Source organism: Rhodococcus sp. IEGM 1302, assembly GCF_030056935.1.
GTDB lineage: Bacteria > Actinomycetota > Actinomycetes > Mycobacteriales > Mycobacteriaceae > Rhodococcus_F > Rhodococcus_F qingshengii.
Window position 1 is genome coordinate 38,297 of record NZ_JASHKY010000028.1, and the last position, 20,122, is coordinate 58,418.

Genomic DNA, 20,122 nt, shown 5'->3' on the forward strand with positions numbered 1-20,122 from the left:
CTCGAGTTCGCGTGTCGTGCAGCAACTGACTGTGTCCCGCCGGATTACCGAAGGGGTCACGGCTGCGCCAGGAACTCTCGGGTGGAACTATAGAGGACGTATCCCGTCGCGCCGTCGGTAGGTTTGTCGGCAGTCGGTACGTTTGACGGCAACGGCCCGGAGTAATCCGAGCGGTGCACAGCGTGTGATTCGAAGACTGCCGGTGACGGCTACAGGTGAACTGCCGGTGACGGCTACAGGTGAACTGCCGGCAACGGCTACAGGTGAAGTTGAGGTGAACGAACACGTGAGCGGATTCCGGCTCATGGCCGTCCATGCCCATCCCGACGACGAGTCGAGCAAGGGTGCGGCCACCACCGCCCGTTATGCAGCCGAAGGCCACGAAGTGATGGTCCTGACGCTCACCGGGGGTGAGCGTGGCGACATTCTCAACCCGGCCATGGACGTTCCCGGTGTCCGCGATCGAATCAGCGAAGTTCGCCAGGAGGAGATGGCCGAGGCCGCTCGCATCCTGGGCGTGAAGCAGCGCTGGCTCGGTTTCGTCGATTCCGGGCTTCCCGAGGGCGACCCTCTTCCGCCGCTGCCCGAAGGGTGCTTCGCCCTCGTTCCGCTCGAAGAGTCGACGCGCGCTCTGGTCAAGGTGATTCGCGAGTTCCGTCCCCACGTCGTCACGACGTACGACGAGAACGGCGGATACCCGCACCCGGATCACATCCGGTGCCACGAGGTGACGATGGCAGCCTACGAAGCCGCCGCCGATCCCGAGTACTTCCCCGAGGACGGTCAGCCGTGGGAAATCAAGAAGGTCTACTACTCGCACGGATTCATCCGTAAGCGCCTCGAACTCTTCCAGGAGGAGTACGAGCGTCGCGGAGAGCCGTTCCCGATGGCGGACTGGCTCAAGAAGTGGAAGACCGAACGCGGCGACATGATGGTCCGGGTGACCACTCAGGTCACGTGCGGCGACTACTTTCCCCAGCGTGACGATGCTCTGCGCACACACGCGACGCAGATCGATCCCAACGGTTCGTTCTTCGCTGTGCCGCTCGACATTCAGCAGAAGATCTGGCCCACCGAGGAATTCGAGCTCGCCAAGACGCGGGTCACCACGTCCATTCCGGAAACCGACCTGTTCGCAGGTCTCGAAGAGGACGCTCAGAAGTGAATGCTCTGTCCGCCGAGGTAGTTCTCGGCACCACACAATTTCTTGCTCAGACCCCGAGTAACCCATCCGGCCCGGAGTTCGGAAAGTCCTCTCCGGTCGGCCTGCTGGTGATTCTTGCGCTGCTCATCGGTGTGATCCTCCTGGTTCGGTCGATGAACCGCCAGCTCAAGAAGCTGCCGGAGACGTTCGAACCGGATCATCCCGAACTCGATCAGCAGGCAGACGAAGGCACCGACCGGGGAGCGATCACTGCTCCGAGTCCGGCGGAACCCAACGTCTCTACCGAGAAGAAGCCCAAGCAAGAATCCTGAGACGAACGAGGTAGCGGCGATGGACCCACGGATGCGGAACAACCTGGGTGGGTCCTCGAGCCCTTACCTGCGTCAGCACGCCGACAATCCGGTCCACTGGCAACAGTGGGGCGAAGAAGCGATGGAGTGGGCGCGCGAGCGCAACGTGCCGATTCTCCTCTCGATCGGATACTCGGCGTGCCACTGGTGCCACGTCATGGCGCACGAGTCGTTCGAGAACGACGAGATCGCGGCCGTCATGAACGCGAACTTCGTCTGTGTGAAGGTGGACCGAGAAGAACGTCCCGACATCGACGCCGTCTACATGAATGCGACGGTTGCGATGACCGGCCAGGGCGGCTGGCCCATGACCTGTTTCCTGACTCCCGACGGTTCACCGTTCTACTGCGGCACGTACTACCCGCCGACGCCTCGCGGCGGAATGCCCTCGTTCACACAGCTTCTCGAAGCGATAGTCGACACCTTCACGAATCGGCGCGACGAGGTCGACAACGCGGCACAGTCGATCGTCACGGAACTTCAGCACGCGTCGGGCGGGATTCCGTACGGCGGAGCACCCATCGACGCCGAGCTGCTGAACGCGGCGGGCCGGTCGATCCTCGGCGACGAGGACGTCCCGCGCGGGGGATTCGGTGGGGCACCGAAGTTTCCACCGTCGGCACTACTGGAGGGGCTGCTCCGACAGTACGAGCGAACGGGTTCGGGCGAGATCCTCGGCGGCATCGAGCGCACCGCCGAAGCAATGGCACGTGGCGGGATCTACGACCAGTTGGGTGGCGGTTTCTCGCGGTACTCGGTCGATGCCGAGTGGGTGGTTCCGCACTTCGAGAAGATGCTCTACGACAATGCGCTGCTCCTGCGGTTCTACGCGCACTGGGCGCGGCGCACCGGATCGGACCTCGCCACTCGCGTCACCGAGGAGACCGCAAGGTTCCTGCTCTCCGATCTGCTGACCGAGAACGGTTGCTTCGCTTCGGCTCTCGATGCCGACACCGACGGCGTCGAAGGCCTCACGTACGTATGGACGCCGACGCAGCTGGTCGAGATTCTCGGCGCGGAGGACGGGCAGTGGGCGTCGGAGTTGTTCCGGGTCACCGATACCGGAACCTTCGAAGAGGGTGCGTCGGTACTGCAGTTGCTCCGTGACCCCGACGACTGGTCGCGCTGGCAGACGATCTGCGACGCTCTACGCGCCGTCCGGGCTCAGCGTCCACAGCCCGGCCGCGACGACAAGGTGGTGACGGCCTGGAACGGGCTGACCGTCACGGCTTTGACGGAAGCCGGACTTGCCCTGGACCGACCCGACTGGATCACCGCGGCGGCCGAGTGCGCAGGCGCTCTTCTCGACCTTCACCTGGTGGACGGTCACTTGCGTCGCGCTTCCCTCGGCGGGGCTGTCGGCGCCCCGACGGGCGTGCTCGAGGATTACGCAATGTTGGCCACCGGCCTCCTGGCTCTATACCAGGCAACGGGATTGGCGCGGTGGCTCGATGCGGCGCAGCAGTTGCTCGACGTCACTGTCGACCACTTCGCTGATCCGGCCGAGCCGGGAAGCTGGTTCGACACGGCCGATTTCGCGGAGTCGCTCGTGACTCGGCCCCGAGACCCGTTGGACGGCGCGACGCCGTCCGGTGCGTCGAGCGTCGCGGAGGCTCTGTTGACCGCAGCGGCGTTGACCGATGCCGAGCGCTCTTCTCGTTATGCCCAGGCCGCGGCGGACGCGCTGGCGAGGGCCACGCTGCCGCTCGAGCGTGCGCCTCGGTCGGCGGGGCACTGGCTCGCGGTGGCGGAAGCGTCGTTGCGTGGTCCGATACAGGTGGCCGTCGTCGGGGAAGGTTCGCTGTTGGCCGATGCCCGCCGGCTTGCGCCGGGTGGTGCAGTGGTTGTCGGCGGAGCGCCGGATTCTTCACCGCTGCTTGCAGATCGACCCCTCGTCGACGGAGGTGAAGCCGCGTACATCTGTCGGGGATTCGTGTGTGATCGGCCGGTGACGACGGTGGTGGAACTGGCGAGTCAGTTGAACACGACGAGCCATACCGCGATGTAGTGGCAGATCGCTGCGACGACCGTCGCGGCGTGGAAGAACTCGTGATGCCCGAACGTCGTGGGCCACGGGTTGGGCCATTTCGTCGCGTACAGAATTGCGCCGACGCTGTAGAAGATTCCGCCGACGAGCAGCAGCACCATCGGCGCCACACCGACCTGGTGCGTCAGTTCACCGACCACGGGAACGATCGCCCAACCGAGGAGCAGGTAGAGCGGGACTCCCACCCATTTCGGGGCGGTGGGCCAGAGCATCTTGAGTGCGACGCCGGCGAGCGCGCCTGCCCACACGATCGCGAGGATGATCTTGCCGGTGTGAGTCGGGAGGCCGAGCATGGCGAACGGTGTGTAGCTGCCGGCGATGAAGAGAAAGATCATCGAATGGTCCGCACGCTTCATCCACGTACGGCCCTTGACCGTCTGCCACTGGATGCGGTGATACGTCGCACTGATGCCGAAGAGGCCGCAGATCGTGACGCTGTAGATCGCGGTTGCCCAAGCCGCTTTGGCGCCGACCTGAGCGCCGGCTACGGAGACGAGAACGATGCCCGCAACGACGGAGACACCGAGCGCCCACAGATGGATCCAACCGCGCATGCGTGGTTTGACCGGAAGCTCGTCGAGCCCGAATGCCGTCATGTGCAACCCCTCTCGTTCCGTACTGTTGCGAACCGCGTAACCTACGGTACCGTAGGTTACGCATCAGTAGCATAACCTACCTGCGGGTTTTCGACGCGTACAAAAAGCGTGACGGCGCTCGCATGTGGCTGTCACTGCCGGGCGTAGTCTTTGACACCATGGTGATGTCACGGTGAATCTGCGCGGACTGCTGTACAGCATCTACGAGCGACGACTCCTCAGTCATCTCGACGGTCTCGCGCACCCACGGCACGTAGCCGTGATGTGTGACGGAAATCGGCGATGGGCTCGCGAGAACGGCTTCACCGATGTCAGTCACGGGCACCGCATGGGCGCGCTCAAAATTGCCGAATTGCTCGAGTGGTGCGACGCCGCCGGAATCGAGATGGCAACCATCTACCTGCTCTCGACCGAGAACCTGCGCCGCGAGCCGGAAGAGCTCGACACCCTCCTCGAAATCATCACCGACGTCGTCGAAGAGATCTCCGGGCCCGGCAAGAACTGGAGTGTGCAGATCGTCGGTGCTCTCGATCTTCTGCCTCCCGAGCAGTCCAGGCGCTTGCGGGAAGCGGCGGCGGGGACGAGCGGCCGAACCGGGACACATGTCAACGTCGCGATCGGATACGGCGGGCGTCAGGAGATCGCCGACGCCGTCCAATCGCTCCTGCGCGACAAGATCGGTGCGGGCCTGAGCGGAGACGAACTGATCCAGGCCGTCACGGTCGACGGCATCGACGGGCATCTGTACACGTCGGGACAGCCCGATCCCGATCTGGTGATCCGCACCTCCGGTGAGCAGCGGCTCTCCGGATTCCTGTTGTGGCAGAGCGCCTATTCGGAGATCTGGTTCACCGAGGCGTACTGGCCCGAGTTCCGTCGAGTCGACTTTCTTCGAGCCTTGCGCGATTACGCGGCGCGCCACCGCCGGTTCGGCGCCTGAGCCGTCTCAGAGCTTGCGCAGTCGCAGCCGGTTGATCGTGTGATCGGCGTCCTTGCGCAGCACCAGGGTTGCGCGGGGGCGGGTGGGGAGAATGTTCTCCACCAGGTTCGGGTGATTGATCGAGTTCCAGATCTCCTTCGCCGCGATGGTCGCGTCACGGTCGGAGAGGCCGGAGTAGTGGTGAAAGTGGGCGTTCGGATCGGCGAACGACGTGTTGCGTAGCGCGAGGAACCGCTGGATGTACCAGGCTTCGATGTCCTCGATGCGGGCGTCGACGTAGATCGAGAAGTCGAACAGATCGGAGACCATCAGACGCGGGCCGGTCTGCAGGACGTTGAGGCCCTCGATGATGAGGATGTCGGGCTGGCGGATCAGGTGGTACTGGCCCGGGATGATGTCGTACGACGTGTGCGAATAGACCGGTGCCGCTACCTCTTCCGCCCCGGACTTGACTTCGGTGACGAAGCGCAACAGCTTGCGGCGATCGTAGCTTTCGGGAAAACCCTTGCGGTGCATGATGCCCCGACGCTGGAGTTCCCTGGTCGGATAGAGGAATCCGTCCGTGGTGACGAGGTCGACGCGCGGATGGTGATCCCAGCGGGCCAGGAGAGCTTGCAGCACACGAGCAGTCGTGGATTTTCCGACCGCGACCGAACCGGCAACACCGATGACGAAGGGCACCTGACGGTCGGGATGCTTCTCGCCGAGGAAGGTCGCGGTGGCCGCGAACAGTCGTTGGCGTGCCGCTACCTGTAGGTGGATCAGACGTGCGAGGGGGAGATAAACCTCGGCAACTTCTTCGAGATCGATCTGCTCGCCGAGACCACGCAGGCCGTACAACTCGTCCTCGGTCAACACCAGTGGCGTCGACTTACGCAGTGTCCGCCACTGCTTGCGGTCGAACTCGACGTAGGGACTCGATTCGTTGGTGCGCGCCATCAGCCCAGCTCACCGGCACGTAGTGAACCCGGGGCCCGGCGGACGAAACAGCTATGCGAGCAAGCCAGGCGCGTGTGCGCACGATCCGAGTGCATAGTCGGATTGTGCTCGGTGCCACGTCCGGGACTTTCGCCGGGTGGCATTCCGGAGCGAGCGACTAGGCTCGGTCGTTATGGATCCAGACACACTTGTTCGCCAATACCTGCTGCTCGGACTGGGTTTCGACCGTCTCGAAGACGGGTTCGTCGACGCGTTCACCGGTGACCCGGCGCTGCGAAAGCAGATCGAGAGCGCCCCGAAGCCCGATCCGCGTGAACTTGCCCGCACGGCACGTGAATTGCGGGGCGAGTTGGCCGGAAGTGGTCTAAATGCCGAACGCTCCCACTTCGTCGACGTACACCTTCGCGCCCTGGAATGCTCCGGGCGCAAGTTCGCGGGTGAGGACATCGGCTTCGTGGACGAGGTCGAGGCGTACTTCGACGTCCGAATCGAGAAGGGAAACGAGGACGCCTACAGCGACGCTCACCGGTTGATGGGTGAAGTTCTGCCCGGTCCGGGACCGTTGGCCGAGCGGGTGCAGGCCCATCGCAAGGCCGACGAGATCCCCGCGGCGAAACTGAACGAATGCGTCGAGGCAATGTCGAGTGCGCTGCGCGATCTGGTCCGCGGCACGTTCGGGCTTCCCGCGTCGGAAACCGTCGAATACGAAGTGGTGGGGGACAAGCCGTGGTCCGGCTTCAACTACTACCTCGGTGACTACCGCTCCAAGGTTGCGATCAATTCGGATCTGCCGCAGTTCATGGCCAACCTGCCGCGGCTGATCGCGCACGAGTCCTACCCCGGCCATCACACCGAGCATTGCCGTAAGGAAGCCGGTCTGGTCGGTTCGGGCCAGCTCGAGCAGACACTGTTCCTGGTCAACACGCCGCAGTGCATCATGGCCGAAGGCCTCGCGGATTTGGCGCTGGAAGCGATTGTCGGCCCGGACTGGGGTTTGTGGGCGCAGGACATCTACGCCGATCTCGGCTTGTCTTTCGACGGGGAAAAGGCGCAACGGCTCTCCGCCGCGTCGGGGCAACTGCTGAGTGTCCGGCAGGATGCGGCGCTGATGTTGCACGACGAGGGGCGCAGCCTCGACGACGTGGCGCTGTTCCTCGAACGGTGGTCGCTGTCGACGCCGGAACGCGCTCGCCAATCGCTCAAGTTCCTGTCTTCGCCGCTGTGGCGGGCATACACCAGCACGTATGTCGAGGGATACCGGCTGCTCGGGGGCTGGCTGGACGAGGTGCCGGTGGGCGCGGAGCGCACCGAACGCTTCCGCAGGCTGCTCGACGAGCCGCTGGTCCCCAGCTCTCTGCGTGCTGCCTAGTGCCGGGTGGAGACGGCGGGAGCGAACTTCGTAGACTGGACGCATTCGTTTCCGCATCCAGCTTGGAGATTCCTCGATGACCGCTGTGCCCGGCTCCGACGTCAACTCTGCATCACTCGCCGAACTCGACCCCGAAGTCGCCGAGGCGATGGCTGGTGAATTGGCTCGTCAGCGCGACACGCTCGAGATGATCGCGTCGGAGAACTTCGTTCCCCGCTCGGTTCTGCAGGCTCAGGGCAGCGTCCTGACCAACAAGTACGCCGAGGGCTACCCGGGACGTCGTTACTACGGCGGTTGCGAGCACGTCGACGTCATCGAGGATCTGGCGCGCAACCGTGCGAAGGAACTCTTCGGTGCAGAGTTCGCGAACGTTCAGCCGCACTCGGGCGCACAGGCCAACGCTGCTGTTCTGATGGCACTGATGAACCCGGGTGAGAAGCTGCTCGGCCTCGACCTTGCACACGGCGGTCACCTCACACACGGCATGAAGCTCAACTTCTCCGGCAAGTTGTACGACGTCGCGTCCTACGGCGTCAGCAAGGAAGATCACCGCATCGACATGGACGAGGTGCGCTCGATCGCCCTCGCCGAGAAGCCGAAGGTCATCGTTGCCGGTTGGTCCGCATACCCGCGTCAGCAGGACTTCGCGGCGTTCCGTGCGATCGCCGACGAGGTCGGCGCGTACCTGTGGGTGGACATGGCTCACTTCGCCGGACTGGTTGCCGCAGGCCTGCACCCGTCGCCCGTCCCGTACGCAGACGTCGTCTCCTCGACCGTCCACAAGACCCTCGGTGGTCCGCGTTCGGGCCTGATCCTGGCGAAGAAAGAGTGGGCCAAGAAGCTCAACTCCGCTGTCTTCCCCGGTCAGCAGGGTGGACCGCTCATGCACGCCATCGCGGCCAAGGCAGTCACCTTCAAGATCGCTGCCGGTGAAGAGTTCAAGGATCGTCAGGCACGCACCCTTTCCGGTGCGCGCATCCTTGCCGAGCGTCTGGGCAACAAGGACGTCGCAGACCAGGGCATCAGCGTCCTGACCGGCGGCACTGACGTCCACCTCGTGCTCGTGGACCTGCGTAACTCGCAGCTCGACGGCCAGCAGGGTGAGGACCTTCTGCACGAAATCGGCATCACGGTCAACCGCAACGCTGTTCCGTTCGATCCCCGCCCGCCGATGACCACCTCCGGTCTGCGTATCGGTACCGCAGCGTTGGCCACTCGCGGATTCGGTGATGCCGAGTTCACCGAGGTCGCCGACATCATCGGTACCGCTCTGGCCGGCAACGCGGATCTGCCGGCGCTGCGTGCGCGCGTCGCCAAGCTCGCTCTCGACCTTCCGCTGTACGACGGTCTCGAGAACTGGGGCCTGCTCAGCAAGAACGTCTAGGAATTCCTTCACCGACGGCCCGGTCCCTTTCGAGGGGCCGGGCCGCTGGTTTTTTTCCAGTCGCGGATTGTGGCATCGGTCACATGACCGATGGTGGCCGAGTTCGGTGCTTCCTAGCCTGAGAGCATCACCCCTCCGGCGAAGGAAACCCCATGACCGAACAGAATCTGCATTGGCTCTCCGCTACCGAGATGGCGGCGTCGGTCGCGTCGAACAGTCTCTCGCCCAACGAGATTGCCGAAGCGATGATCCAGCGCGTCGACGCCGTCAATCCGTCGATCAACGCGATAGTCCAGTTCGATCGCGAGCAGGTGACGCGCGATGCGGCCGAACTCTCACGGCAACAGGAAGCGGGCGAGAAACTCGGCCCGCTGCACGGCGTTCCGTTCACGATCAAAGATCTGACGGCAGTCGACGGGCTGCCGACCACGTTCGGGATGAAGCCGATGGCCGACAACATCGCGACGGGAAATGCCGTCGTCGTGGACAGGCTGCGAGGCGCCGGCGGACTGTTCCTGGGAAAGACGAACACTCCCGAAAGTGGTTACTACGGTGGCACGGACAACCACCTGTACGGGCCGACGCACAACCCGTGGAAGCTCGGCAACAGCGCGGGCGGGTCCAGTGGCGGTGCGTCGGCTGCCGTGGCTGCAGGCCTCGGGCCACTCGCCGAGGGCAGTGACGGCGCGGGATCGGTGCGTATCCCGTCGGCGCTCTGCGGGGTCGTCGGGTTGAAGCCGACCACCGGCGTCATCCCGCAGACCATCCTGGCCGGGCGCTTCTACAACTGGGCGTATCACGGTCCGATCACCCGGACTGTTGCCGACAACGCGCTGATGCTCGACATCATGGCCGGGCCGGACAATGCGGACCCGCTCTCGATCGAGCGTGCCGAGACCTCGTACGTCGAAGCCTCGAAGGGCGACGTGAAGGGCCTTCGCGTGGCGTGGTCGACGAATCTCGGTCTCGGCCATGTTGATCCGGAGGTGCTGGCGGTGTGTCTCGACGCGTTGTCGGCATTCGAGGAATTGGGTGCCCGGATCACCGAGGCGACCCCGCAGTGGGGAAATCCGTCGGAGTCGATGTGGAACGGCATCTGGGTTCCCGGTTTCGCTTCCGAATACGACTTGCTCGACTGGGAGAACCAGCGCGGCGAGGTCGACGACAACCTGATCGAGATCATGCACGAGGCCGAGCGGCTCACCGGTGTCGACGTCGGGCGGGCCGACGCATTCCGCGGCGTCATGTGGGACACGTGGACCGCGTTCATGAACGACTACGACGTGTTGGTCTCGCCGACCTTGGCTTCGGCCACGTTCCCGCTCAGTCAGTTCGCGCCGTCGTGGCTCGAAGGTGCGTCGTTGCGTGAGCAGTTGCTCGATTGGCTCTTCACCTACCCGTACAACATGCTCAACAACCCCGCGATCACCGTGCCGGCCGGATTCACCGCCGACGGTCGACCGGTGGGGCTGCAGATCGCCGCACGCCACCGCCAGGACGCACTGGTCCTGCGGACTGCCGCGAACTTCGAGGCGGTGCGTCCGTGGGCGGACAGGAAGCCGGCCGGTTCACTGGTGGTGGCCTAGCTCACACGATTGGCTAGATTGGTGTGATGACGTCTGTACTGCCTGATCGCGGCGCTGGACCTGACATGTTCGCGCCGCGATCGCCGGCGGCCGGGGCATACGGCATTCTCGGCCTGTGCGCCGAAGAACTCCGCGCACGTGGACTCGCGTACTCGGCTGCGGCGGTCACGTACCGGGACCCGTCGAGCGGACGGCATCGGGCTCTGGCGAGTTCCGGATACGACGCCAGGGTGCTCGAGTTCCTGCTCGACGACTTCGTCGCCGATCGCAATCTCTTCGGCATCATTCGCGAGGCTTCGGGCGTGCCCGTGTTCTGGCAGGACGTGCCACGATTCGAGCAGGTCGAGATGGTTACCGATGTTCTGCGGCCGTCCGGGTACGCCGAGGGCGCGTCGGTCGCATTGGGGTTCTCCGGCCGTGAGGTGACCGGATTGCTGCACATGAGCTTCGCGGATTCCGGCGTCGTCGACCGCGTGCGCGAGGTGGTGGCGGCGTCCAGCGCGGCCTGCTCGCGCGTCGTGGGGGACCAGGTGGCGCTCGATCGTGTCCATCTGAGCCCACGGGAGATCCAAGTACTGCAATTGGTGGCCAGGGGCGCGGGCAATGTCGAGATCGCCGAGGAGTTGTTCGTCAGCCGTCGCACCGTCGCCACCCACCTCGAGAACATCTTCGTCAAGACCGGAACCAATTCGCGGGTTCAGGCAGCGGTGCGCGCCGCCAAGTGGGGTCTGATCGAGTCCTGAGTGACGCCGAATCACACGAGTGGCATTTTGTTACCTGGCGTTCACCAGATGTGCGGCTCGTTCCGTGGCGCGAGTGTCCGATCCGCAGTACCGTCGGCAGTAACGAGTAACCAGAAGTTACTTGTGCGGGAGGTTCTGATCGTGACTGAAACACTCAGTACGAGAGGGCCGGCGCCCGGCCCTTGTTTCAGCTGACACAGCGTCACCTGACACCAGAGCCGTCCGGCCCAGCGAGCTGAGTTTGCGCGGGTGCCGCGCAGACCTAGGAGCCCAACGTGACTGCATCACGCTCCGTCTCTGCCCACTCGGCCCGGGCTGATCAATCAGCCGGGAATCATTCGGGAGATGCACTTCGCACGTACGTCTTGGATACCTCGGTACTACTGTCCGATCCATGGGCTGTCACTCGATTCGCCGAACACCACGTGGTACTCCCACTGGTCGTGATCAGTGAACTCGAAGGCAAACGGCACCACCACGAACTGGGATGGTTCGCCCGAGAATCGCTCCGCATGCTCGACGATCTACGGATCGAATACAGCCGCCTCGACCGTCCGGTGCCGATCGGCACCGAGAACGGGACACTGCAGGTCGAACTCAATCACACCGACCCTGCGGTGCTGCCCGTCGGATTCCGCACGGACAGTAACGATTCGAGGATTCTGGCGTGTGCGCTGAATCTTGCTGCGGAGGGCAAGGATGTAGTCCTCGTCAGCAAGGACATTCCGCTTCGCGTGAAGGCAGGCGCGGTGGGACTACCTGCCGACGAGTACCACGCTCACGACGTCGTGCCATCCGGATGGACGGGCATGACTGAGCTGGACGTCGCCTCGACGGACATCGACGAGCTGTTCAACGAGGGTTTCCTGGACCTCGACGAAGCGCGAGATCTGCCGTGTCACACGGGTCTTCGCCTGCTCGGTGGTTCGTCGAGCGCCCTCGGTCGGGTGACTCCCGACAAGCGCATCCAGTTGGTGCGCGGTGAGCGCGAGGCGTTCGGGTTGCACGGCCGCTCCGCCGAGCAGCGCATTGCGCTCGATCTCCTCATGGACGAGAGCATCGGCATCATCTCTCTCGGTGGTAAGGCGGGCACCGGTAAGTCGGCCTTGGCTCTGACGGCAGGTCTGGAAGCGGTTCTCGAGCGCCGCACTCAGCGCAAGGTTGTCGTCTTCCGTCCGTTGTATGCCGTTGGCGGACAAGAACTCGGCTACCTTCCCGGTAGTGAGAGCGAGAAGATGGGCCCGTGGGCTCAGGCCGTTTTCGACACTCTCGACGGGTTGGCCTCGCCAGAGGTTCTCGAGGAGGTTCTCGCCCGCGGAATGCTGGAAGTGTTGCCGCTGACGCATATTCGCGGTCGGTCGCTGCACGATTCGTTCGTGATCGTCGACGAAGCGCAGTCGCTCGAACGAAATGTTCTGCTGACAGTGCTTTCTCGTCTGGGAACCGGCTCGCGAGTGGTCCTCACGCACGACGTCGCGCAGCGTGACAACCTGCGAGTGGGCAGGCACGACGGAGTTGCGGCCGTCATCGAGAAGCTCAAGGGGCACCCGCTTTTTGCGCACATCACACTCACGCGCAGTGAGCGTTCGCCGATCGCCGAGTTGGTGACCGACATGCTCGAGGAGTTCGGCCCCACTTCCTGAGAAGTGATCTCCCCGTGCGGACTTCGGTCTGCACGGGGAGATGCCTGGGTTTGAAGTTGTTCAGTTTTGCAGCGGTCCCAGTTCGTTGTCGAGAACTTCCTGCACCACACGCATCGCCGCCAGTCCGGCCGGAGCGCCGCAATACGCGCTCGCGTGGATCACGGTTTCGACGATCTCGGTGCGCGTCAAGCCGTTTCGCAATGCCCCACGTACGTGGCCTTTGAGTTCGTTCTCGGCGCGCAGCGCGATCAGCATCCCCAGATTGATCAGACTGCGACTGCGGCGATCGAGTCCGGGACGCGTCCATACCGAACCCCAGACGTTGGCCGTCACGAAGTTCTGCAGTTCTTCGCTGTCCGTTCCCCGGGTGCGCTCGAAGGCGGCGTCGACGAAATCGGCCCCCATGACTTCGGTGCGCACAGCCAATCCGGCGTCGAAGGAGTCAGGCGTGGTGTTTTCGGACATGGCAGGTTCGCTCGCTTTCGGCAGGTGATTTCAGGCCGGAGCAAGCCTACTTCGTGTCCCGGTCCCGACGACTGCGCGGCCGACCGCGGTCACCACGCCCCACGCGACGTCTCGCAGACTGAAGTAGTCCCGCCAGACGCAGACCTTGCCGTCGCGCAGTTCGAAAGTTCCGCATACCCAGAACTCGATGCGCAGCGGTCCGACGGTGAGGATGTCGGTGCGTTCGGTGAGCACCGTGGACTCGTCGCCGACGATGTGGTGCATCTCCGCCTCGAATTTCAGTGAAGGCTTGGTGACCAGACGTAGCGCTCGCACGACGGTCTTCTTGCCTCGCAGGGTGGGGAGCGAGACGTTCTGCCAGACGATGTCGTCTGTCATCAATTCGGCTGCGGCGTCCACGTCGAAATCGGTGAGGGCCGCGAACATTGCGTTCACCGTGGCTGTCGAACTACTCATGGGGTGTCCTTGGCTGATTATTCGGCCGGTGTTGCCCGGATGAAGGTACCGAGATGATCGTGATCGAAGTACTCCAAGGTTAGCGAGTTTCCGTCGAAGGTGGCCTTCGAGACCGTCCCGGCCGGTGCGTTCTCGCCGCTGAGCGGGAACGTGAAGGTGTTTCCGTCCCAGTGGGTCAGAGGGTACGTCGCGGCCGCGGGACCCATGGTCAAGGTCAGCGCACCGTTCTGCTGCGTCACGAGCGCGGGACCCCAGTACGGATTGCCGTAGTCGCCGGTCAATTGGTCTGTCGGTGGCGCGGGAGCGGGGGAGGCCGGCGGCGTCTTCCCGGCAAGTTCGCCCTCAGGGTCGGCCTGTGAGGCAAAGGACGCTTCGTACAGCGGGCGCCACTCGCGGGTGATCTTCCCGAACTGCACCAGATCGGCGAATTCGGCGGTCAAAGTCTCTGCGACGCCGGTGGGCGTGCCGTTGGTCAGAACGACTATGCCGACGTCAGCGGAGGGAATCGTCACGAAATTGGTCCCGGCACCGAGCAGGAAGGCGCCGGAGTGGCTGGCGGTCACACGGCCTGCCGCGCTGTCGGAAACGTTGAACCCGTAGCCGTAGAAGCCGGAACGTTCCCCGATTTCCTGCGCATGGCGCGAGACGATTTCCGGGTTGACTGCGGGCACGAGCGCATCCGTCTGAACGACCTGCTGCCCCTGATACCGACCGCCAGACAGCACCATGTCCAACCACTTGGCCATGTCGTTCACCGAGGAGCTGACTCCACCGGCGGGGGATTGGGCGTCGGCGTCCCGAACCGGCCCTACCTTGTACTTTCCGTCTTCGAGGATATGGCCGACTGTTCGATTTTCTCGGGCTTGGTAATCGGCAAACCGCGAAGACGTCGAAGTCATACCGAGCGGACCGTAGATCGTGTTCTGCGACAGCGTTTCCCAATCGGTGCCCGCCGCGGCTGCAACGGCCTCCGCACCGGCTGTGACGCCGAAGTTCGTGTACTCGTATGTGATTCGGAATGGATTGAGCGGTAGTTGGCGAAGTTTTTCGAGTACCTGGGCCCGGTTGTAGCCCAGGTCCTCCAGCCCGTCGCCGGCGTGGTCCGGTAACCCCGACCGATGCGTGTAGAGATCGGAGATCGTGAGGTGGTCGGTCACCCACGGATCGGCAAGCGCAAACCCCGGCAGTTTCGATATCACCGGAGTGTCCCAGTCGACGGTCCCGATTCCGACTTCGTGGGCGACCACCGTGGCCCCGACCGATTTCGACACCGATGCCAGTTGGAACACGGTGTCGGCATCGACGGTGGCGCTCTTACCCAACTCGCGAACCCCGAATCCCTTTGCGTACACAGTCTTACCTCCGTGCACCACGGCCACCGCCATGCCGGGAACACCGGAACTTGCCATGAGATCGTTCGCGAGGTCGTCGAGCTTCCCGACCGCGTCGTCGATTTGCCCGTCCGGGATCGGCACCCCGGCGTCGAGACCCGGGCTGGCGTCGCTGACGACCGGCCCGGGCGCCGAGGTGGTGTCTGAATCGGACGAGCATCCGGCGAGCAGGGCGACCGTCAGTACTACCGGAACCGCCGCTGCCGACAGTCGCGAGCTGTTTCTACTGGTGATGGACACGAGATTCTCCCTAGCAGGGTTGTCGTCGGTACCACTCGGTCAATCCAGTATCGGGGAACGGCGGGCTGATATTGGGACAAATCGGGAAACCTTGTAGCTACTTCGGGGTCTTGGTTGTCAGACTGCCGAGAATGGAGCCTTCCGTGACCGGCTTCCAAGGGAGCAACAACGCGACCAGCAGAGCGGTGATCAATGCTGCTCCGACCGTGAAGTACGACGCGATGGCGAAGCCTTCCAGGCATGCGGTCTTCATCGTGTAGATCAGACTGTCCTTCTGCTGCTCGAAGAGCGGACTGATGTCGCGGGAGCGGATTTCGATGACGCTGAGCACGGACTCACGAGCGAAGCCTTTCTCCTGCGCCGACATCACGGCGTCGGGAATGGCGTCGACGATCGGAGCCACCTTGGACGTGTAGTACGAGGCGACGATCGAACCGATGACGGCGACGCCCAGGGTCCCGCCGAGCTCACGCGTCGTGTCGTTGACTGCCGAACCTGCCCCCGCTTCGTCGAGGGGCACCGAGGACATGATGGAGTCGGTCGCCGGTCCCTGGACAATTGCGAGGCCCAGACCCATGAGGACCATCGAGATCACGACGGGTCCGAGGTAGGGCGTCTCGACGGTCGTCCGACCCGCCAGGTACATCCCGCCGCTGAGTACCAGGAGGCCGAACACCATCACTGCAGTCGTGCCGAGTTTCTGTGCCGCCAAGGTGGCGACTGGGGCGCCCACGGCGACAGCTGCAGCGAAAGGCAAAGAGTGGATGCCGAATTCGAGCGGCGAGTACTCCCGAACGCCCTGGAAGTACTGCGTGATCAGGAACAAGAATCCGAACATGCTGAAGTAGCTGACAGCAATAGCCAAGGCGGGGAAAGAAAACCGCCGGATTCGGAAGAGATTCATGTTCAGGATCGGCGCGTCGGTGCGCAGTTCCCATGCGACGAATGCGGCCAACAACACTGTCGCAGAGAGGTATCCCGTGATGCTGAATGTCGACACCCATCCGCGATGTGGTGCGTCGATGATGGTCCACACCAGAATGACGATGCCCAGTAGCGACAAGATTGTTCCGACGAAATCGAATCGGCCGACGTGGAGCGCCTTCGATTCCGGAACAACCAGCAGCACACCCACGATGACCAACAATGCTGCCGGAACGTTCATCCAGAACACCGAGTGCCAGGAGAAGTGCTCGAGAAGCCAGCCGCCCGCAGTCGGGCCGATGGCAATCGCGAAGCCGGCCATTGCGGTCCAGGCCGCGATGGCGATGGCTCGTTCTCTGGCGTCGGTGAAGATGTTGGTGATCATGGCCAATGTAGCCGGAAAGACCGCTGCGGCAAAGACACCCATGGCGGCTCGCGCCATGATCACCTGTTCGAGGTTGGAAGCCAAGGCGCCGACGAGCGACATCGCACCGACGCCGATCAAGCCGATGATCATCACTCGGCGGCGTCCGAAGCGGTCACCCAGGTGGCCGAAAGTGAGTAGGAACCCGGCGAAGGTCAACGTGTACGCGTCGACGATCCACTGCAGGTCGCTGACGCTGGCGAACAAGTCGACGCTCATCGTCGGCAGTGCGACGTTGACCACTGTGTTGTCCAGCACGACAAGGAGTTCGGCGAGGCAGATGAAGATCAGCGCAGTGAATCGACGTGACTTGGTCATCATGGGCGCCGAGGGCGCCGGTGCAAGTGTGTGAGACATGTTTGTACGCCATCTCTGCTCCTGCGCGGACGGCAGCAGCGGTTGGAAGAAAGAGGGTTGGTCAGCTCGGGGCCGAGACCAGAGCCTTGAGGTGAGCGCCGATGCGATCGAGAGGCGCCGTGGTGTGCTGAGCTTTTGCCATCAGCGTCGCGCCTTCGATTGACGCGATCACGACGGTTGCCCACTGTGCTGCAGTCTCGGACGGCTGTCCCTGCTGCCAGAAGAACGATGTGAGAAGCGATTCCCACGAGGTGAAGGATTCGCCCGCAGCAGTTAATGCCGCCGGCGTCGACGCGCCCTCCACTGCCGCGGCTGCGACCGGACAGGAGGAGGTGAAATCGCTCTCTACCAAGCTGTTTCGAAATATCGTGACAACCGCGTCGATGATCTCCGGTGGGGAAGACTGAGCGATCATCGAACTGATGGCGGCACTGACGCCCCGGCCGAAGTAGGCAACTGCTTCGCCGGCCAGCTGTCCTTTGCCCTCGGGAAAGTAGTGGTACACCGACCCGCGGGGAGCTCCCGAGCGTTCGACGATCTCGGTGAGCGAGGTCGTCGCGATCCCGTGTTCACGGAAGGCATTGATGGCGCCGACCAGCATCAGAGTGCGGGAATCGGAGTCGGCCATCCCGCCATCGTATGCAATCGCAGTGCTGTTCGAATCATCTGGTGCCGCTGATTCTCTTGGTACTCCCCACTTGCGACGCGCTGCGGCGATCGGACAACGCGTCTGCGGGCCGGTCATGGCAACGAGGCGTCTCGAGGTGTGTTCATCACTGCCTCCCAGTATGTCGATCGGTATAGGAACGAATCTGAGACTAGATGTAACTGACAGACACAGTCAAGTGTTGTGTGCAGGTGGTGGGTATCGACGGAGATTCTTGGTGGCAAAACTCCCCGAACAGTGGTTATATCGTGCGGTATAGAGCTGTTGCTTCGAGCACCAGCTTCGGAGGAGAGGAAACGACATGCCGGTACCGACGTCAGTTGCACGAAAACGAAGAATCGAAGTCGCAGTCGGGAAGTATTTCGCCAATCCGCTGGTCACCGGATTGAATCGGATCGGTTTGATGCCGTCGTTGATGACCGAGATCGAGACGGTTGGACGCCGAACCGGTCTGACCCGCCGAGTGCCCGTTGCGATCACCTACGACGGTGACGAGGCGTGGGTCATTGCGCAGCATGGCACCGGCACGGGGTGGGGTGCCAATATCTCTGCGACGCCGAAGGTTCGGATCCGTCGCCGCGGCGAGTGGGTGGACGGACAGGCCCAGATCATGCCGGACGACGACGTGCCGGCGCGGGTGAAGACATTTGCGTCGGGGAAGATCAGATCGGCGCTGACGGCCTCTGCCTTTCGCGGATTGCAGACCGACCCGGTCAGTGTTCGCATCAAACTCGCACTCGATTCGTCAACCGATTGAATCAACGGGAGTTGAAATGGCCGGTGCGGAATGACCCGGTGCGTTCTCGTCGTTGACGAATGCAGCGGTGGCGCGATCGCCACTGCACACGACGAAGGAGCAGGGTCATGCGCATCGGAATCATCGGAGCCGGTCAGATCGGTGGCACGCTCACACGTAGGCTCGCTGCGCTCGGTCACGACGTGCGCGTCTCGAACTCGCGGACACCGGACACGCTTGCAGAACTGGAAGCCGAGACGGGTGCGAAGGCAGTCCGCAGCACCGAGGCCGCCGAGGGTGCCGAGCTGGTCATCGTGAGCATTCCGCAGAAGAACGTGGTTGATCTACCGGCGGGGATTCTCAGCGGTGCGGTCGCCGGTGCCCCGGTCATCGAGACCAACAACTACTACCCGCAACAGCGTGACGGTCTGATCGCCGCCATCGAGGACGGACAGACCGAAAGCGGATGGGTGCAGGAACACCTGGGTGTACCGGTGTTCAAGGCGTTCAACGGAATCTGGTGGAAGCATCTCCTAGAGAAGGGCCTTCCCGAAGGTGCAGAGGGGCGCATTGCGCTACCCGTCGCCGGCGACGACGACGCGAACAAGCAGGTCGTCTTCGATCTGATCAATCAGTTGGGCTTCGATCCCGTCGATGCGGGAACGATCGACGATTCCTGGCGTCAGCAGCCGGGAACTCCCGTGTACGGCAAGGATTTCGATCGCGAAGCGACGCTGAAAGCATTGGCCGAGGCGAGCCCCGATCGCACCGACGAGTGGCGGGCAACCACTACGGTGTAGGGAAAAGTGTGGCGGTTTCCGAAGTGGAAACCGCCACTCTTTTGTTTGTTCAGTCCTTGACCTTCGCCATCGCCAGAACGTCGAGACGCTTGTCGAGTTCTTCCTCGCTCAGCTTGTCCGGGACGAGTCCGCGCTCGATGACGACCTGACGGATCGTCTTCTTCTCTTTGAGCGCCTGCTTCGCGACGGCTGCGGCTTCCTCGTAACCGATTGCCGAGTTGAGGGGCGTCACGATCGACGGCGAAGATTCGGCGAGTGTCTTGAGGTGCTCCTCGTGCGCGACCAGTCCGCTGACGCACTTGTCGGCGAACAGTCGAGAGACGTTGGCCAGCAAGGTGAACGACTCCAGCAGGTTGCGGGCCATGACCGGGATGTAGACGTTGAGTTCGAAAGCTCCGGCGGCGCCACCCCACGCGATGGCGGCGTCGTTTCCGATCACCTGAGCCGCAACCTGAGTGGTTGCCTCGGGCAGGACCGGGTTCACCTTTCCGGGCATGATCGAGCTTCCCGGCTGCAGATCAGGGAGTGCGATCTCGCCGAGTCCGGTCAGTGGACCCGATCCCATCCACCGAATGTCGTTGGCAATCTTCGTCAGTGAGACGGCGATGGTCCGCAGCGCGCCCGATGCCTCGACCAGTCCGTCACGCGCGGCCTGCGCTTCGAAGCTGTTCTTCGCCGGAGTCAGCGCGTCGACACCGGTCGACTTGACCAGTTCGGCAACAACTTTGGGGCCGAATCCATCCGGAGCATTGAGACCGGTGCCGACTGCTGTTCCGCCGATCGGCAGCTCGCCGAGGCGGGGGAGTGTTGCGTTGACGCGCTCGATGCCGGCCTCGATCTGACGTGCGTAGCCGCCGAACTCCTGACCGAGCGTGACCGGCACAGCGTCCATCAGATGGG

19 protein-coding genes are annotated in these 20,122 nt (G+C 63.4%); 11 read left to right on the top strand and 8 right to left on the bottom strand.

The genetic code is table 11. The features are described from left to right. Window positions 1-286: 286 nt before the first annotated feature. From mca to QM609_RS25105, 3 genes are read left to right on the top strand one after another with little or no spacing between them, the layout of a single operon-like run. Window positions 287-1,165 (top strand): mycothiol conjugate amidase Mca, encoded by an 879-nt coding sequence (mca, locus tag QM609_RS25095; protein WP_283337594.1) that lies wholly within the window; start codon window positions 287-289, stop codon window positions 1,163-1,165. After that, complete coding sequence (locus QM609_RS25100; RefSeq protein WP_007726381.1) at window positions 1,162-1,476, top strand: hypothetical protein; 315 nt, start codon at window positions 1,162-1,164, stop codon at window positions 1,474-1,476. The genes mca and QM609_RS25100 overlap by 4 nt, the downstream gene beginning before the upstream one ends. A 19-nt stretch (window positions 1,477-1,495) precedes the next feature. Further along, window positions 1,496-3,523, top strand: a complete 2,028-nt coding sequence (locus QM609_RS25105; RefSeq protein WP_149357645.1) for a thioredoxin domain-containing protein — start codon at window positions 1,496-1,498, stop codon at window positions 3,521-3,523. Here QM609_RS25105 and trhA read toward each other — a convergent pair. Then, window positions 3,490-4,158 carry a PAQR family membrane homeostasis protein TrhA gene (gene trhA / locus QM609_RS25110; protein WP_003945269.1) on the bottom strand — a complete coding sequence of 223 codons (669 nt, stop codon included), beginning with the start codon at window positions 4,156-4,158 and terminating at the stop codon, window positions 3,490-3,492. The two genes, QM609_RS25105 and trhA, sit on opposite strands and share 34 nt — an antisense overlap. A 172-nt stretch (window positions 4,159-4,330) precedes the next feature. Between trhA and QM609_RS25115 the strand changes: the two genes are divergently transcribed. Further along, on the top strand, window positions 4,331-5,098 hold the full coding sequence (locus tag QM609_RS25115) for an isoprenyl transferase (RefSeq protein ID WP_003945211.1): 768 nt from the start codon (window positions 4,331-4,333) through the stop codon (window positions 5,096-5,098). Between the two features lie 6 nt (window positions 5,099-5,104). On the opposite strand, the gene coaA is transcribed toward QM609_RS25115, so the two are convergent. Beyond that, the gene (coaA, locus tag QM609_RS25120) at window positions 5,105-6,037 is read right to left on the bottom strand and encodes a type I pantothenate kinase (RefSeq protein WP_003945270.1); all 933 of its coding nucleotides are present in this window, start codon (window positions 6,035-6,037) and stop codon (window positions 5,105-5,107) included. A 172-nt stretch (window positions 6,038-6,209) separates the two neighbouring features. Between coaA and QM609_RS25125 the strand changes: the two genes are divergently transcribed. The 5 genes from QM609_RS25125 to phoH2 all read left to right on the top strand — a co-directional run bounded on the left by QM609_RS25125 (window position 6,210) and on the right by phoH2 (window position 12,762). Then, a complete protein-coding gene (locus QM609_RS25125; RefSeq protein WP_007726370.1) occupies window positions 6,210-7,406 on the top strand; it encodes a hypothetical protein in 1,197 nt (398 codons plus the stop codon). Window positions 7,407-7,482: 76 nt separating this feature from the next. Next, a complete protein-coding gene (glyA, locus tag QM609_RS25130) occupies window positions 7,483-8,790 on the top strand; it encodes a serine hydroxymethyltransferase (RefSeq protein WP_003945195.1) in 1,308 nt (435 codons plus the stop codon). Window positions 8,791-8,942: 152 nt separating this feature from the next. After that, a complete protein-coding gene (locus QM609_RS25135; RefSeq protein ID WP_007726369.1) occupies window positions 8,943-10,376 on the top strand; it encodes an amidase in 1,434 nt (477 codons plus the stop codon). A gap of 26 nt (window positions 10,377-10,402) precedes the next feature. Next, the gene (locus QM609_RS25140) at window positions 10,403-11,119 is read left to right on the top strand and encodes a helix-turn-helix transcriptional regulator (protein WP_007726367.1); all 717 of its coding nucleotides are present in this window, start codon (window positions 10,403-10,405) and stop codon (window positions 11,117-11,119) included. Between the two features lie 275 nt (window positions 11,120-11,394). Further along, a complete protein-coding gene (phoH2, locus tag QM609_RS25145; protein ID WP_007726365.1) occupies window positions 11,395-12,762 on the top strand; it encodes an RNA 5'-3' helicase PhoH2 in 1,368 nt (455 codons plus the stop codon). Window positions 12,763-12,822: 60 nt separating this feature from the next. On the opposite strand, the gene QM609_RS25150 is transcribed toward phoH2, so the two are convergent. The 5 genes from QM609_RS25150 to QM609_RS25170 form a co-directional block, all read right to left on the bottom strand. Next, window positions 12,823-13,227 (bottom strand): carboxymuconolactone decarboxylase family protein, encoded by a 405-nt coding sequence (locus QM609_RS25150; RefSeq protein WP_003945227.1) that lies wholly within the window; start codon window positions 13,225-13,227, stop codon window positions 12,823-12,825. Between the two features lie 30 nt (window positions 13,228-13,257). Beyond that, complete coding sequence (locus QM609_RS25155; protein WP_007726363.1) at window positions 13,258-13,683, bottom strand: limonene-1,2-epoxide hydrolase family protein; 426 nt, start codon at window positions 13,681-13,683, stop codon at window positions 13,258-13,260. A 17-nt stretch (window positions 13,684-13,700) separates the two neighbouring features. Beyond that, window positions 13,701-15,314 carry a serine hydrolase gene (locus QM609_RS25160; protein WP_050656894.1) on the bottom strand — a complete coding sequence of 538 codons (1,614 nt, stop codon included), beginning with the start codon at window positions 15,312-15,314 and terminating at the stop codon, window positions 13,701-13,703. 97 nt (window positions 15,315-15,411) lie between these two features. Further along, window positions 15,412-16,983, bottom strand: coding sequence for an MFS transporter (locus QM609_RS25165; RefSeq protein WP_050656893.1), 1,572 nt, complete (start codon window positions 16,981-16,983; stop codon window positions 15,412-15,414). Window positions 16,984-17,080: 97 nt separating this feature from the next. Next, window positions 17,081-17,647, bottom strand: a complete 567-nt coding sequence (locus QM609_RS25170; protein ID WP_003945239.1) for a TetR/AcrR family transcriptional regulator — start codon at window positions 17,645-17,647, stop codon at window positions 17,081-17,083. Between the two features lie 340 nt (window positions 17,648-17,987). Here QM609_RS25170 and QM609_RS25175 point away from each other — a divergent pair, with 340 nt between their 5' ends. Further along, complete coding sequence (locus QM609_RS25175; RefSeq protein WP_042920867.1) at window positions 17,988-18,443, top strand: nitroreductase family deazaflavin-dependent oxidoreductase; 456 nt, start codon at window positions 17,988-17,990, stop codon at window positions 18,441-18,443. Window positions 18,444-18,502: 59 nt separating this feature from the next. Next, a complete protein-coding gene (locus tag QM609_RS25180) occupies window positions 18,503-19,222 on the top strand; it encodes an NADPH-dependent F420 reductase (protein WP_076948324.1) in 720 nt (239 codons plus the stop codon). A gap of 49 nt (window positions 19,223-19,271) precedes the next feature. Here the strand turns inward: QM609_RS25180 and QM609_RS25185 are convergent. Beyond that, window positions 19,272-20,122 (bottom strand): lyase family protein (locus QM609_RS25185; RefSeq protein WP_283337593.1); only part of this gene is annotated, 851 nt, incomplete at its 5' end.

Bases quoted from the DNA above. Each gene is read 5' to 3' on its own strand.
- glyA (WP_003945195.1), top strand. From the start codon at position 7,483: ATGACCGCTGTGCCCGGCTCCGACGTCAACTCTGCATCACTCGCCGAA.
- QM609_RS25170 (WP_003945239.1), bottom strand. From the start codon at position 17,647: ATGGCCGACTCCGATTCCCGCACTCTGATGCTGGTCGGCGCCATCAAT.
- QM609_RS25175 (WP_042920867.1), top strand. From the start codon at position 17,988: ATGCCGGTACCGACGTCAGTTGCACGAAAACGAAGAATCGAAGTCGCA.
- QM609_RS25135 (WP_007726369.1), top strand. From the start codon at position 8,943: ATGACCGAACAGAATCTGCATTGGCTCTCCGCTACCGAGATGGCGGCG.
- QM609_RS25165 (WP_050656893.1), bottom strand. From the start codon at position 16,983: ATGATGACCAAGTCACGTCGATTCACTGCGCTGATCTTCATCTGCCTC.
- trhA (WP_003945269.1), bottom strand. From the start codon at position 4,158: ATGACGGCATTCGGGCTCGACGAGCTTCCGGTCAAACCACGCATGCGC.
- QM609_RS25180 (WP_076948324.1), top strand. From the start codon at position 18,503: ATGCAGCGGTGGCGCGATCGCCACTGCACACGACGAAGGAGCAGGGTC.
- coaA (WP_003945270.1), bottom strand. From the start codon at position 6,037: ATGGCGCGCACCAACGAATCGAGTCCCTACGTCGAGTTCGACCGCAAG.
- QM609_RS25155 (WP_007726363.1), bottom strand. From the start codon at position 13,683: ATGAGTAGTTCGACAGCCACGGTGAACGCAATGTTCGCGGCCCTCACC.
- QM609_RS25105 (WP_149357645.1), top strand. From the start codon at position 1,496: ATGGACCCACGGATGCGGAACAACCTGGGTGGGTCCTCGAGCCCTTAC.
- QM609_RS25140 (WP_007726367.1), top strand. From the start codon at position 10,403: ATGACGTCTGTACTGCCTGATCGCGGCGCTGGACCTGACATGTTCGCG.
- QM609_RS25150 (WP_003945227.1), bottom strand. From the start codon at position 13,227: ATGTCCGAAAACACCACGCCTGACTCCTTCGACGCCGGATTGGCTGTG.
- QM609_RS25125 (WP_007726370.1), top strand. From the start codon at position 6,210: ATGGATCCAGACACACTTGTTCGCCAATACCTGCTGCTCGGACTGGGT.